This window comes from Pseudoalteromonas sp. PAB 2.2, assembly GCF_001938575.1.
In the GTDB taxonomy this organism is placed as follows: domain Bacteria; phylum Pseudomonadota; class Gammaproteobacteria; order Enterobacterales; family Alteromonadaceae; genus Pseudoalteromonas; species Pseudoalteromonas lipolytica.
Genome location: NZ_LYPI01000008.1, coordinates 450524 through 464540, shown reverse-complemented (window position 1 = coordinate 464540; position 14017 = coordinate 450524). Strand labels below are relative to the sequence as shown.

At 41.7% G+C, this 14017-nt stretch carries 12 protein-coding genes; 8 read left to right on the top strand and 4 right to left on the bottom strand.

Annotated elements, in window-relative coordinates; all coding sequences use genetic code 11:
* Window positions 1-87 precede the first annotated feature (87 nt).
* Window positions 88-1107: a LacI family DNA-binding transcriptional regulator gene (locus tag BWD47_RS06155; protein WP_036968830.1), complete on the bottom strand. Its 1020-nt coding sequence runs from the start codon at window positions 1105-1107 to the stop codon at window positions 88-90.
* Between the two features lie 406 nt (window positions 1108-1513).
* Here BWD47_RS06155 and glk point away from each other — a divergent pair, with 406 nt between their 5' ends.
* From glk to BWD47_RS06110, 8 genes are all read left to right on the top strand, one after another.
* The gene (gene glk / locus BWD47_RS06150) at window positions 1514-2512 is read left to right on the top strand and encodes a glucokinase (RefSeq protein WP_065979840.1); all 999 of its coding nucleotides are present in this window, start codon (window positions 1514-1516) and stop codon (window positions 2510-2512) included.
* Window positions 2513-2540: 28 nt separating this feature from the next.
* A complete protein-coding gene (locus tag BWD47_RS06145) occupies window positions 2541-3554 on the top strand; it encodes a LacI family DNA-binding transcriptional regulator (protein ID WP_036968823.1) in 1014 nt (337 codons plus the stop codon).
* Between the two features lie 430 nt (window positions 3555-3984).
* Entirely contained in the window at window positions 3985-5835 is a 1851-nt protein-coding gene (edd, locus tag BWD47_RS06140) for a phosphogluconate dehydratase (RefSeq protein ID WP_065979841.1), read from the top strand.
* Window positions 5836-5869: 34 nt separating this feature from the next.
* Entirely contained in the window at window positions 5870-6490 is a 621-nt protein-coding gene (locus BWD47_RS06135) for a bifunctional 4-hydroxy-2-oxoglutarate aldolase/2-dehydro-3-deoxy-phosphogluconate aldolase (RefSeq protein WP_036968816.1), read from the top strand.
* 18 nt (window positions 6491-6508) lie between these two features.
* Entirely contained in the window at window positions 6509-7513 is a 1005-nt protein-coding gene (gene gap / locus BWD47_RS06130; protein ID WP_036968813.1) for a type I glyceraldehyde-3-phosphate dehydrogenase, read from the top strand.
* 124 nt (window positions 7514-7637) lie between these two features.
* Entirely contained in the window at window positions 7638-7982 is a 345-nt protein-coding gene (locus BWD47_RS06125) for a hypothetical protein (RefSeq protein ID WP_075593638.1), read from the top strand.
* A 19-nt stretch (window positions 7983-8001) separates the two neighbouring features.
* Entirely contained in the window at window positions 8002-8445 is a 444-nt protein-coding gene (locus tag BWD47_RS06120; protein ID WP_118844217.1) for a hypothetical protein, read from the top strand.
* A 489-nt stretch (window positions 8446-8934) separates the two neighbouring features.
* Window positions 8935-10059 (top strand): sterol desaturase family protein, encoded by a 1125-nt coding sequence (locus BWD47_RS06110; protein ID WP_075593636.1) that lies wholly within the window; start codon window positions 8935-8937, stop codon window positions 10057-10059.
* A gap of 21 nt (window positions 10060-10080) precedes the next feature.
* Here the strand turns inward: BWD47_RS06110 and BWD47_RS06105 are convergent, their stop codons facing one another.
* The 3 genes from BWD47_RS06105 to BWD47_RS06095 all read right to left on the bottom strand — a co-directional run bounded on the left by BWD47_RS06105 (window position 10081) and on the right by BWD47_RS06095 (window position 13929).
* Window positions 10081-11367, bottom strand: coding sequence for a leucine-rich repeat-containing protein kinase family protein (locus tag BWD47_RS06105; RefSeq protein WP_231387322.1), 1287 nt, complete (start codon window positions 11365-11367; stop codon window positions 10081-10083).
* Window positions 11368-11398: 31 nt separating this feature from the next.
* Window positions 11399-12112, bottom strand: a complete 714-nt coding sequence (locus tag BWD47_RS06100) for a YebC/PmpR family DNA-binding transcriptional regulator (protein ID WP_036968801.1) — start codon at window positions 12110-12112, stop codon at window positions 11399-11401.
* A 74-nt stretch (window positions 12113-12186) separates the two neighbouring features.
* On the bottom strand, window positions 12187-13929 hold the full coding sequence (locus tag BWD47_RS06095; protein WP_075593684.1) for an ABC transporter ATP-binding protein/permease: 1743 nt from the start codon (window positions 13927-13929) through the stop codon (window positions 12187-12189).
* Window positions 13930-14017: the final 88 nt, after the last annotated feature.

Here is a 14017-nt window from a genome sequence, read left to right as displayed (position 1 = left end):
AAAAAAAAGCCATTTTAATGGTGGTTGAATTGTCAGTGAATGAAAATGGCTAGAGATTGACTCGCTTAAGAGCCCTTATCTAGCGATTTAAATACTTGAACCTCGAATGATTAAACGCGGCGGGAGTAGGGTGTTCTCAACCGGTTCACCTCGAATTAGTTTTAAAAGGTTATCAACTAACATTTGCCCTGCGAGTGTGGTGTCTTGCTGTACTGTTGTTAGCGGTGGATTAACAAAACTCGCAACAGCAATATTATCAAACCCTACAACATGAACATCGTCGGGCACGTTGATTTTTGCTTCTTTTAAAGCCCGAATAGCACCAATAGCAATTAAGTCACTCGCAGCAAACAGCGAGTTAAAGCGAATATTATTAGCAATCAGTGAACGAGTGGCATGGTAACCTGACTCTTCTGTAGAAATTGCATTGGCCATTTTTCGTTCGCTAAGAGTAATCCCTTTTGCCAAAAAGGCATCTTTAAAACCGTGGTAGCGAGCAAAAAATTCAGGGCTATGGTCTGATGCATCACCTATAAAAGCACAATCGGTGCGACCGGTTGCCAGTAAATGCTGCGCCGCCATTTTTCCGCCACCATAATTATCACAGCTAACCGTTAAGTCAGGGCGGTTATCTACACTGGCTCCCCAACAAACAAACTTGGTGTTTTGCTCAATTAAGGTTCTAAACTTGGGTTGATAGTCTAAGTAGTCGCCATAGCCAAGTAATATAAGGCCATCAGCGCGGTGACTATCTTCATAGTCGGCTTGCCAATCAGAGCTACTTGACTGAAAGGAAACCAATAAATCGTAGCCTTCTTTTGCGCAAGCACGCGTAATACTGCCAAGCATGGCCAAAAAGAAAGGATTTATTTGTGACTCATCCGATGTAGGATCTTCAAAGAGTAACAGCGCGAGGGTACTGCTTTGTTGCGTGCGCAAGTTACTGGCATTTTTATCTACTTTATAATTAAGCTGTTTTGCGACCTCGTGAACTCGTCGACGTGTTTCTTCGTTGACCAGCGGACTATTTCTGAGTGCGCGAGACACGGTTGACTGAGACACACCTGCATAGTGTGCAATGTCAAATGATGTAGCCTTACCTTTCATATGGTTACCAAGTTACAGTGTCAGTGAGTGCCATTTTCGGCTATTTATTATTTTTTTCAAGCAATTTGTGATGAGTCACACAGCAAAGCGAAATACGTTAATAAGCAAGCATTTATTTTACTTTTTATCCATACCTACACTGTCATTTTAGTGAATAAATACGTATGCATGGGTAAATAATGAAAATTTTTATTGATTCAAAGCTGACACCGGTGTCATAATGTCACTGTTTTATCATTTTGTTGTCAAAACGTATTTGGCTGCCCATTTATTTGGGCAGCATTTTTTTAATACTAAAGATAGCTGCTTTGAGAGGATAGCTCAAAGTATTATCAAATACAGTGGCTAGGCCATTGAAAAATATAAGAATAAGCGGCAAAAAGCTTAGACAAATAGAGAAAACAACATGAACACACAGCCTAACACAGAATTTGATCCCATTCTCGTTGCCGATATTGGTGGCACTAATGCGCGTTTTGCCTTAATCACAGACTTTAACGAACAAACAAATCAATTCGTTATCGAGCAAAATCTTAAATTTCCAAGCGCAGATTTTGGTTCACTTGAAAGCGCCATATCACATTATTTTAATCATATTTCGTATGCAAAACCGTCGCGAGCATGTTTAGCCGTTGCGGGTCCAATTAAAGCTGGACAAGTACACCTTACTAACTTAGGTTGGCACTTTAGTGTTGCCGACCTTAAAAATGAATTTGCTTTTACGCAATTAGAAGTCATTAATGACTTTGCTGCTTTTGCGTATGCTGCACCTTATTTAGATGATTCAAAAAATGTCGCAGTGAAAGCTGGGCAAGCTGATGACAATGCAAATATTGCTGTCATGGGACCTGGTACGGGTTTTGGTGCTGCTTGTTTAGTGAGAACGTCGCAGGGCAGTGCTGTATTAAGCTGTGAAGCAGGACACATTACGCTTGCGGCAGTGACCGAACTTGACCGTGAGTTAATTAAAGAGCTTAAAAAGCAATTAAACCATGTATCTGTAGAAACTGTTTTCTCAGGTCCAGGCATTGCCCATTTATATCGCGCAATGGCCGCTGTTAAAGGTGTTGAAGCTAAAAACCTTGATGCAGCGCAAATAAGCGAGCTGGCAAGCACAGGCCAGTGCGAAGTATGCGAAGCCACACTTAACCAGTTCTGTGATTGGATTGGCAGTGTTGCGGGTGATCTTTCACTTACATTTGGCGCCTTAGGGGGTGTATTTATTGGTGGTGGGATTTTACCTCGTATGCAACAACGGTTATTATCTAGTCGATTTGTTGAGCGTTTTGCTGATAAAGGTATTATGTCGCAATATACGTCGCAAATCCCTGTTACGCTTGTAACACAAGACAACATTCCACTGGTTGGTGCTGCTGCGTGTTTACATGTAAATAGTAACGCGTAACCAAGGAGTGTCGTTGGATGAGTATCGGATGAAAAAAGTAACCATTAATAGTGTCGCCAGCTACGCCGGTGTTTCTAAAAAAACAGTGTCTCGTGTGCTCAATAATGAGCCAAACGTGAGTGATGCTACACGCGAAAAAGTACTAAAAGTATTTAAAGAGCTTGATTACACACCAAACCCTATCGCACGAGGGTTAGCGCAGAACCGTAGTTTTATTATTGGTTGCTTATACGATAATCCAAGTAAGAGTTATATCACGCGGGTACAAACAGGTGCGTTAGCTGCGTGTCATGAACACAATTATAATTTGTTGATTCACCCGTGTGAATTACGTGGTGAAGAGCTGATCAGTAATATAGAACAGTTACTTCAAACATCACGACTCGACGGGATTGTTCTAACGCCTCCATTTTCAGATTTTGCTGAACTTGTTACATTTTTAAAATCGAAAAAAATTCCGTATGCCCGTGTTGCATCAGCCGTGCTAGAGGATGATTCTATTTCTGTACGCAGTAATGATGAGCAAGGCGCTTTTGAAATAACAGAACATTTAATTAAGCTCGGCCACAAAGAAATTGCGTTTATTAAAGGTCACCCGGATCACAGTGCGACAGAGCAGCGCTTTAAAGGTTATCGTCGCGCACTTGCTACTAATGGCATTGAGTTTAACGAGCGTTTAGTCGAAGAGGGTAACTTTAGTTACCATTCAGGTGTTGATAGTGCGCGCACTATTTTAGATTTAAGCCCACGTCCGACTGCTGTTTTTGCATCAAATGATTACATGGCTGCTGCGGTCCTTAAATTAGCAACACAAATGCAGCTAAAAGTACCCGATGATATCTCGATAGCAGGGTTTGATAATGCCCCCATTGCGCGTCATATTTGGCCTGGTTTAACCACCATTGCTCAACCAGTCGAAGAAATGACACACCAAGCAGTAACACAATTAATTAGCCATATTAGTGAGCCACAGGAGTCACCATATCAAGTGACTTTGGAAGCAAAATTGATTACTCGTGAGTCAACGGCAGCAATTAAATAAATTTCATCTTGTTTTTCACAGTAGCCCGAAATTGAGTGACGCTTTTTCGGGCTTTTTTATTTGATCTATAAACCGTTCATATAAAACATCTAATATATTGTTTATTAATAAGTTAACTCTTATTAGTGTCATCATTCAATAAATCTCTTTCTCATGATTTTGCATGAATTCTATTCATACTAAGCTAAAATAGTACTGTTCATTATTTGGTCATTTTAAAAAATTAAACTAAATTTAACAGATAGGGTTGACACCGGTGTCACAGTCATGAGTTAATACAGTGACACCGGTGTCAGGTTGGTTGTGAGAGACAGCCTGCCAGCGTACCTTTGAACGGGTAAATCAAAGATGCTCAGTGCAATTATTTTCGTGGAGTCTTTAATTGTCACTGAGCCTTTATCCTCTAACTATAGAGATGAGTCGAATTTATATGTTGCATCCTCGTATTCAAGAAGTCACCGAACGCGTTATCGAACGCAGTAAAGAGACCCGCCAAGCTTATTTAGAGCGAATCGCGCACGCAAAAAAACAAACAAGAGTCCGTGCCGGTTTAGGTTGTGGTAATATCGCCCATGTTATGGCTGCCTGTAGCAGTGATGACAAAGCTCGTTTAAAAGCAGATGAGCAACCTAATTTAGCGATTATCAATTCTTATAACGACATGCTTTCAGCGCATGTGCCTTACAAAGATTATCCTGAAATCATCAAAAACCTTGCTACCAAGTATGATGCAACCGCTCAAGTTGCTGGTGGCGTACCAGCCATGTGTGACGGTGTTACGCAAGGTCGTGATGGTATGGAATTGTCATTGTTTTCACGCGATGTGATTGCAATGTCTACTGCGGTTTCTTTATCACATGATGTGTTCGACGGTGTTTTCTGTTTAGGTGTGTGTGACAAGATTGTCCCAGGGCTATTAATTGGTGCGTTATCTTTTGGTCACTTACCTACGTATTTCTTGCCAGCAGGGCCAATGCAGTCTGGCATCCCTAACAAAGAAAAAGCCCGTGTTCGTCAAAAGTTTGCTCAAGGTTTGGTTAGTCGTGAAGAGCTTTTAGAAGCTGAAAGCGCGTCATACCACAGTGCAGGTACTTGCACATTCTACGGCACGGCAAACTCTAACCAAATGTTAATGGAAATTATGGGTCTTCACCTTCCAGGTAGCTCATTCATTAACCCTTACACAGAGCTTCGTGATGGTTTAACAGGCCATGCTGTTGAAACAATGTTGAAACAGTTAATTGAAACGAAAGATGCAAACTGTCTAGCCGACGTCGTCAGTGAAAAAACGATCATTAATGGTCTTGTAGGCTTGCTTTCTACAGGTGGCTCTACAAACCACGCGATTCACTTAGTGGCTATTGCTAAAGCGGCAGGTGTGATCCTGACGTGGAAAGACATGTCTGACTTGTCAGAGGTTGTGCCTCTGCTTACACGTATCTACCCGAACGGTTCAGCCGATGTGAACCATTTCCAAGCCGCTGGCGGCATGGGCTTCTTAATGAAGCAGCTATTAAGCAAAGGCTACTTACATAACGATGTAAAAACCATAGTAGGTGATGGCTTAGAGGCCTATACAACTGAGCCAATGCTAGATAAAGATACTTCAGTGATCATGACGGATAGCTCAGGGCCAAGCAAAGTGAAATGGGTTGCATGTCCAGAAAAATCACACGACGAAGAAGTATTACGCCCAATTGATAATCCATTTAGCAAACAAGGTGGCTTACAACTATTAACGGGTAATCTGGGTAAAGCGGTTATTAAAGTATCAGCGGTTGCAGAGTCGCACCAAGTTGTATCTGCACCAGCTAAAGTATTCAGCTCGCAAGGTGAGCTACAAGAAGCGTACAGCCGTGGTGAACTTAACACCGACTTTATTGCTGTTTTAAAAGAGCAAGGGCCAAAAGCAAAAGGGATGCCTGAGCTTCATAAGCTCACACCTGTGATGGCAACGCTACAAGACCAAGGTTACAAAGTGGCTATCGTAACAGACGGCCGTATGTCGGGTGCGTCAGGTAAAGTGCCTGCAGCCATTCACTTAGCACCAGAAGCGGTTGAAGGTGGTGTGATTGCTAAAATTCACGAAGGTGATTTGATAACGCTTGATGCACCAGCGGGTGTATTAAAGGTGCATGTAAGTGATGAAGAATTAGCAAAACGTGAATTACAACTTAGCCAACCGAGCCAAACATACGGTACAGGCCGAGAGTTATTCGCAGGTTTCAGAAATATAGTAAGTAGTGCAGACCTTGGCGCAAGCGCCTTCGGTTTAGAATAATAATACGCCGTTACTGGGCTATGAGGAACATACAATGAGCATTGAGAAAATTTTATCATCGGCACCTGTGGTACCGGTTGTTGTAATCGAAAAACTTGAAGATGCAGCACCGCTAGCACGCGCGCTTTATAACGGCGGCTTAAAAGCATTAGAAATCACCTTGCGCACACCGATTGCGGCAGAGGCAGTAAAGCTAATGAAAGAAGCCGTACCAGAAGCATACGTAGGCACAGGTACTGTGGTTGATAAAGCGACATTTAATGCATCTGTTGAAGCCGGTGCTGACTTTATGGTGAGCCCAGGTGTAAACGACGAATTATTAGCACTGGCTAAAGAGTCTGACATTCCATTTTTACCCGGTGCCGCAACCCCCAGTGAAGTAATGAAGTTAGTAAGCCATGGCTTTAAGTTCTTAAAGTTTTTCCCTGCAGAAGCAGCGGGCGGCACCGCGATGCTCAAATCAATTGGCGGTCCTTTACCGCAAGTGACTTTTTGCCCTACAGGTGGCATTAGCCTTGAAACCGCACCTAACTACCTTGCATTAAGCAATGTTATTTGTGTGGGTGGTACGTGGATGTTAGATAAACAACTTATTGAAAACAAAGACTGGCAAGCCATTGAAGCGCTTGCTCGCCAAGCAAGTGAAGTAAAATAATTAACGGGAGATATTAGAATGATTAATGTTGCAATTAATGGCTATGGACGTATCGGTCGTAACGTATTACGTGCCCTTTATGAGTCAGCTCAAAACAACGAAATCAAAATCGTTGCCATCAACGATTTAGCACCAGCAAATGTTAACGCGCATTTAACGCAATTTGACTCAGTACATGGTCAATTTTCTCAAAAAGTAACACTTGCTGAAAACACCATGTTAATTGGTAACGACGAAATTACCCTAACACAAGAGCGTGATCCTGCCAACTTACCGTGGAAAGCACTAAATGTAGATATCGTTTTAGAATGTACTGGCTTATTCACATCGCGCGAAGCTGCTGCAAAGCACATTGAAGCGGGCGCTAAAAAAGTGATCGTATCTGCACCCGGTACTGATATGGATGCGACGGTTGTTCATGGTGTGAACAGCGACGTATTAAACGCTGACAGCAACATCATTTCAAACGCATCGTGTACAACAAACTGTCTAGCGCCAATTGCAAAAGCAATCAACGACACAGTGGGTATTGAGCAAGGTAGCATGACAACCATTCATGCTTATACAAATGATCAAAATCTATCTGACGTTTATCACCCAGACTTATACCGTGCGCGTAGTGCGACACAGTCAATGATCCCAACGAAAACAGGGGCTGCTAAAGCCGTTGGTTTAGTACTTCCTGAACTTGCGGGTAAACTTGACGGTATGGCAGTGCGTGTACCGACAATTAACGTGTCTTTAGTAGACTTAACATTTGTTGCTAAGCGTGAAACAACAGCCGCTGAAATCAACGAAGTAGTTAAAGCCGCATCAGAAGGTGCAATGCAAGGTATTCTTGAGTACAACGAATTACCGCTTGTTTCTATCGACTTTAACCACAATCCAGCGTCTTCAATATTCGATTCTACGCAAACTAAAGTAGATGGTAAGCTTGTTAAAGTGATGGCTTGGTACGACAATGAGTGGGGTTTCTCAAACCGCATGCTAGACCAAGTTAAAGCGCTAGGTAAGTTCTTATAATAGAACCGTAAAAGTTTAAGCTTTATCCAACAAAGTCACGTTTATCGTGGCTTTTTTGGTTTTTGCTAGAAAAAACATTTTATTCGCAGTATCGTGTTGTTTACCAATATTTCAGGGAAAAATAATGAATAAAGTATTGCCAATACTATGTTTACTCATAGCATCCTGTGGCTCAACCACAACTAATAACTATCCTGACTTTACTCTCCCCAAAGACGTTTTGTTACAAGCAAAAGACGACTTTAGACGTTCTGATGATAAAATTTTATTTTTGTTGATGGTCAATCAAACGGGTGATTTAGTTAAGGTAAGGGTATTGGATAATAAATTACAAAATAAGCAATTTTTGAATATGTTCAAGAAGAATATGTACAACCTTAAATACCCAAAAGCAGATAAAAGTGATCCTGAATTCAGGGAGTTTGTTTTACCATTCGGTGTAAAAACTGAAGTCGAATTCTATGGTTAAATACATCGAGGGACGAACAATGAAAAATATCCTGCTACCGCTTCTACTTAGTGCACTTGCAATGCTTCCTAGTTATACATTCGCTTCTCAAGAGGCGCAGCAACTCGCTGTTTGCCTAACTGATTCACTCAACGGTAAGGAACGTAAGAACCTTGCCAAGTGGATTTATCTGGGTATGTCGACTCACAGTATTATCAAACCTTTCTCAAACGTGACAGAACAAGATATCGATGATACCAATCGCTATGTTGGCGCATTAGTTACGCGCTTATTAACCGAAGACTGCCCAAAGCAAGCAAAAGCCGCTATTGATGTCGGTGGGCAAGGGGCAATGGAAAATGCATTTCGTCTTGTTGGTGAAGTTGCAATGCAAGAATTAATGACAGAGCCCAGTGTTGGTAATGCTTTGGGCGCATTTGATAAATACCTTGATCAAGAAAAGTTTGATAAAGCATTTCAATAGATTTCTATCGGGAAGTCGATACCTAAATAGGGAAGTTAATGTATCAAAAATTTAAATCGTTATTAGGCAACAGCGTTTATAAATCAATCGCGCTTGTTCTCGTTATACTTCTGGCTGGCCCAGAGTTAATGATAGGTTACGAGTTAATGGCGTTAGTTGAAATTTTAGGCCCAACCACATTTGTGCTTATACATTTAGTTGGTATCAAGCTTTATTTTTATAAATTTAAACAGCTTTTTTTACGCTTTGAGTCGCATAGTGCCTTGTTTTTGCCAACATTTAAGCAGCTTAAAACAATGCCAACTTTGCTGTATCACATACTACCAGAGCGCACTTTCATCGCGAGTTTTTTACTTAGTGTTGCAGTAGGCTGCGCTCAAATAACATATTCCGCTTTCGTGTTTTAATGTCGCGTTGGCTAATTCAATTACCCATTTTTACGCATAATTGTCTGTGCTATGCTGCGACAAATTATTAAATGGATTTTAGATGATGTCTCGTATTTGTAAGCGACTCTTCCGTGCTGAGCAGTTTCACATCGGCGAGGGTAATATTAGTGGCTATATTGCCTGTTTTTTAGCGATGTTATCGTGTTTAGGTGTATTGGCTTTTCACTTCCCTGAATACCTTACAACCCCAGAATTACGACAAAGTTACAGTGTCGAATTTTTACGTCAGTTAATGTTTGTGGCACTGATTATTTCAGGCAGTTTAGGACTGTTGAACTTTGTCCGTAATACCAATAAACGACTGGGGGCAACTGCTTGGGTATTGATAACGGTGGCGATTGCGTTTGGTGGTCCTAACGTTGAAGTGGGCGACTTTAGGGATAACACGCCGTATTTAGGGCTTGATTGGTTTATTCTTGATTTACTCGGCTCTACGCTTATTTTTATCCTTATTGAAAAATTATTACCGCATCGCAAAGAGCAAAAGATTTTACGTTCTGAGTGGCAAGGGGATTTAAATCATTTCTTTATTAATCATTTAATTATTGGCTTTGTACTGCTTGCAACGAACCAGTTTGTTCACCATGCGTTTGGGTGGGCAGTGTCTGAGACTGTACAAGGCTTTATTGTGCAAATGCCGTTTGTTCTACAACTGTTTTTGATTATTTTAGTGGCTGATTTAATGCAGTATTTTGTTCATAAAGCTTATCATGAAGTGCCATTGCTTTGGCGTTTTCATGCTGTGCATCACAGTGCAAAAGAAATGGATTGGTTAGCGGGATCTCGTCAGCATATTTTAGAAATTTTAGTGACTCGCAGCTTAGTGCTTACGCCTATTTTCGTGCTTGGTTTTCCTTCTGATGTCATTAGTCTTTACGTGATCATTGTTGGTTTTCAGGCGGTATTTAACCACGCCAATGTGAGGGTTAAATTTGGGTGGTTGAAATATATCATTGTGACACCACAATTTCACCATTGGCATCATTCATCAGATAAAGCCGCAATTGATAGAAACTATGCCGCGCACTTCTCGTTTTTAGATTACGTACTTGGCACGGCGGTAAAAGGGCAAGCCGAGTGGCCTGATAAATACGGTGTGGTGGGTGATTACATGCCAGAAGGTATGCTCAAACAGCAGTTGTTTCCGTTTAAAAAGCAAAAATAAAGCCTCAACGAGGCCTTATTTTTATAACCGGTTTAATACTTCGCTAAAGCTGGGTCGCTGTATAGCTGCTACGCGTAAGCAATCTGTAGCGATGGCGGCAAGTTGTTCGGTAATGGCGTTCTCGTTGCTGACGACTGTGAGTAAGTCTTCAATAAAATAACCAAGCGCACGTATTTCTATGCCGTGTATGCATTGCTGCTGATACGGCACTAACTGTGACAAGTCGGTTGCTGCGCCAAAGTCGCCAAAAAGTAAGTCAGCGTTGTCGTTTATCATGCTGTTATGCGCATAGATGTCACCATGGCTGACATGGTTTTTGTGCAAATGCGCCAGTGTGCTGCTCATTTGTTTCACAACCTTTAGCACAAACTCAGGGCTATATTGGCAGCCATTTTCAAAGGTATCGCGAGTACAAGTGTCAAACGACGGTGGTAAACCGAGATTCCTGAAACCTTCACCAATCAGCTCCATGACTAAACCTAATTGTGATGGCTCATTTATATAGCCAAGTGCTTTGATTAGGTTCGGGTGCTCGTTTGCTTGTAAGCAACAATTTAACTCATCTAGTGGGTAGCCATCGCTGGTTATATTGCCTTTAAATAACTTAAGGGCAATAGGGCGCTGCTGCCATTGTGCTAAATGAATAAACCCCGAGGCACCTTGGCCAATTTGCTGTTTTACATCTAGTTCATCTAAGCCAATTTCAGAAAATTGCTCAGACTTTAGAGAATCTGAACGATTAAAATCATTGCCCGAAAATGCAAGCCACGCAAGTTTGGGCAGTTCAAGCAACCAGTTATCAATGTTAGAAAGCCTATTGGCACTTAAGCGAACCAATTCAAGCTCGTGGCAAGCACTCATTGACTCTGGTAGGGCCGTTAACTGATTACCGGCTAACGCTAATTTTTTTAGTTTACGGTACTCACCAAATGATTCAGGCAACGCTTTGATTTGGTTATCGGTTAAAATTAGCCATTCGATATTGCGTGGTAAGCTGTGCTCGGCAAACTCGCAAATTTGATTCCCTTTAAACGCCACCATGATTAAATTTGGGCATTGCTTTAGTACTTTCGGAATGTGCTTAAACTGATTAAATGATAAAAACAAACGCTTTAAGTTTTTTAGCGTGTGGAAATCATCAGGTAGGTCGCTTAATTGATTATTCGATAAATCGAGAATTTCTAATGTGTTGGCGAGGGTGTAAATTTCTTTTGGAAAATCAGTCAGTGCTTCTACGAGTTGCAGGCGAGTACAGCCTTGTAAAGCGCCTGATTTTAACTCTTCGAGGGTATTCAAAATTAAGTCCATGTGTTCAGGCCAACATAGTTGGCCTTGTTAATTAAAACTGTGCGTTGTGGTAAACGTTTTGTACGTCGTCGCACTCTTCTAGCATTGATAAAAAACGTTCCATTACTTCAACGTCTTCGCCTTCAATTGGTGCTTCAACTTGTGGTACGAAAGCAATGAGATCTTCATCGAAGTCGCTAATGCCCATTTCTTCAAGTGCAGTGCGCGTATTGTTGTATTCTGTGTGCGGTGCAAATACAGTGATTTTACCGTTTTCAAGTTCAACATCCGTCACATCGACATCGGCCATCATCAATGCTTCTAATACGGCTTCATCATCGTCGCCATCGAATACAAAAATAGCGAGGTGGTCAAACATATGCGATACCGAGTTTTGTGCGCCAATTTTGGCGTTTGCTTTGGTAAAGCACACACGTACGTCGGCAAAAGTACGTTTGTTATTGTCTGTTAAACAGTCAACTATGATCATGCAGTTGCCTGGGCCATACCCTTCATAGCGGGTCGCAACATAATCTTCGCCGCCACCCCCTTTGGCTTTATCGATTGCACGCTCGATTACATGCGTAGGAACTTGGTCTTTCTTTGCGCGCTCGATTAAACGGCGCAGCGCTAAGTTGCCATCAGGGTCTACACCGCCATTCTTAGCGCAGATATAAATTTCTTTACCGTACTTAGAATAAACTTTGGTTTTAGCACCCGCAGTTTTAGCCATTGAATCTTTTTTATTTTGGTAAGCTCTTCCCATCTGCGTGTTGCCTTTTTGTTTTAGTGAAAATTAAAGCGGCTATTCTAATCATTTAGCGCGCTAGTTAACAGTTTTTATTCTTCACTCTGTTGTAATTGCCACATTCGGGCATACTCGCCATTCGCTGCGAGGAGCTGCTGATGTTGACCCTGCTCAACCACTTTACCATTTTGCATTACAATGATTTTATCGGCATCTGTAATGGTTGATAAGCGGTGCGCAATAACAAGACTGGTGTGTTTTTTAGCCACTTCACGCATGGCGCTCAGAATAGCTTGTTCTGAATGTGAATCGAGAGCCGAGGTTGCTTCATCAAACACTAAAATCGGTGAGCCTTTCAAAATTGCGCGAGCAATAGCTATGCGTTGTTTTTCGCCCCCCGATACTTTTAAACCACGCTCACCAACGAGTGTTTGATCGCCCTTATCAAGACTTGCAATAAAACTATCAAGGTGCGCAAGTGAGATCGCGTGATCAATCTCAGCCTCGCTTGCTTGGGGGTTACCGTAAGCTATGTTATCGCGAATTGTGGTGTTAAATAACACGGTGTCTTGCGGCACAATAGCAATTGCTTGTCGTAAACTTTCTAGAGTAACCGTATTAATTGCTTGGTCATCAATATAAATGTTTCCTGCATCGACATCATAAAACCGATAAAGCAGGCGGCTTAAGGTACTTTTACCAGCTCCACTGGCACCCACAATGGCGACTTTACTGCCAGCTGCTACCTCAAAGCTTAATTGCTTTAAGATAGGGCGTTGCTTGTCGTAACTAAATGACACATTGTCGAAGCGAATAGCTGCGTTGTGTAATTTCAGCGGTGTGGCATGTGTATCATCGCTTATTGCTGCTTTTCTATTTAAAAGCCCGAGCATGTTTTCGAGGTCGGTGAGTGCACGGCGGATTTCTCGGTACACAAAGCCTAAAAAGTTGAGCGGTAAAAATAACTGAATCATGTAGGCATTAATCATGACCAGCTCACCAATACTCAATTTTTTATTGACAACATCGCTGGCGCCCAGCCACATTAGTGCCGTTATGGCCGCAGCAATAATAAGTGCTTGTCCTGAATTAAGCGCAAGCAACGACATGCGGTTTTTAAGTCGCGCTTGTTCCCATTTAGCGAGAAAACTGTCGTAGGTGTTTGCTTCAAACTGTTCATTATTAAAATATTTTACTGTTTCGTAATTAAGTAAACTGTCGATTGCACGGGTATTCGAATTATTATCAGCAGCATTTGCTTCACGAATAAATCGGTTGCGCCACTGAGTGACAACAACAGTAAAGACAATATAAGTTGCAACGGCCACGAGGGTCACTAAAGCAAACCACGCAGAGAATAGGGTGGCAAAAATAATCGCCACAGTCATAATTTCAAATAAAGTGGGCACAATATTAAACATTAAAAAGCGCATTAAAAAGCTAAGTCCATTGGTGCCTCGCTCAATGTCGCGACTAATACCGCCGGTTTGTCTGTCTAAATGAAAAGCCAATTCGAGGTTATGTAAATGTTTAAACACTTTTAGACCGATATGACGCATTGCGTGTTCTGTTACGCGTCCAAAAAGGGCATCACGTATTTCGCCAAAAAACACACTCGCAAAACGAAGTAAACCATAGGCCACTAATAGGGCAACAGGCACACTTAAAATAGGGTGAATATTGGCATCAACGGCGTCGATAATTTCTTTTAGAGCCCAAGGCATCAATAATGTCGCGCCTTTAGCAGCAATCAGTGCTAATACTGCTAAAGTAACTCTTCCTTTAAACGTCATTAAATAGGGCCACAGTGTTTTAATGCTTTGTGACAAATTCATAGCATCAGGGGATTTTGTAACCTGTTCTCGACGGCTCATTCCACGCATGGGGGTCTCTTAGAATTAATTTAATAAAAATAGGCAAACA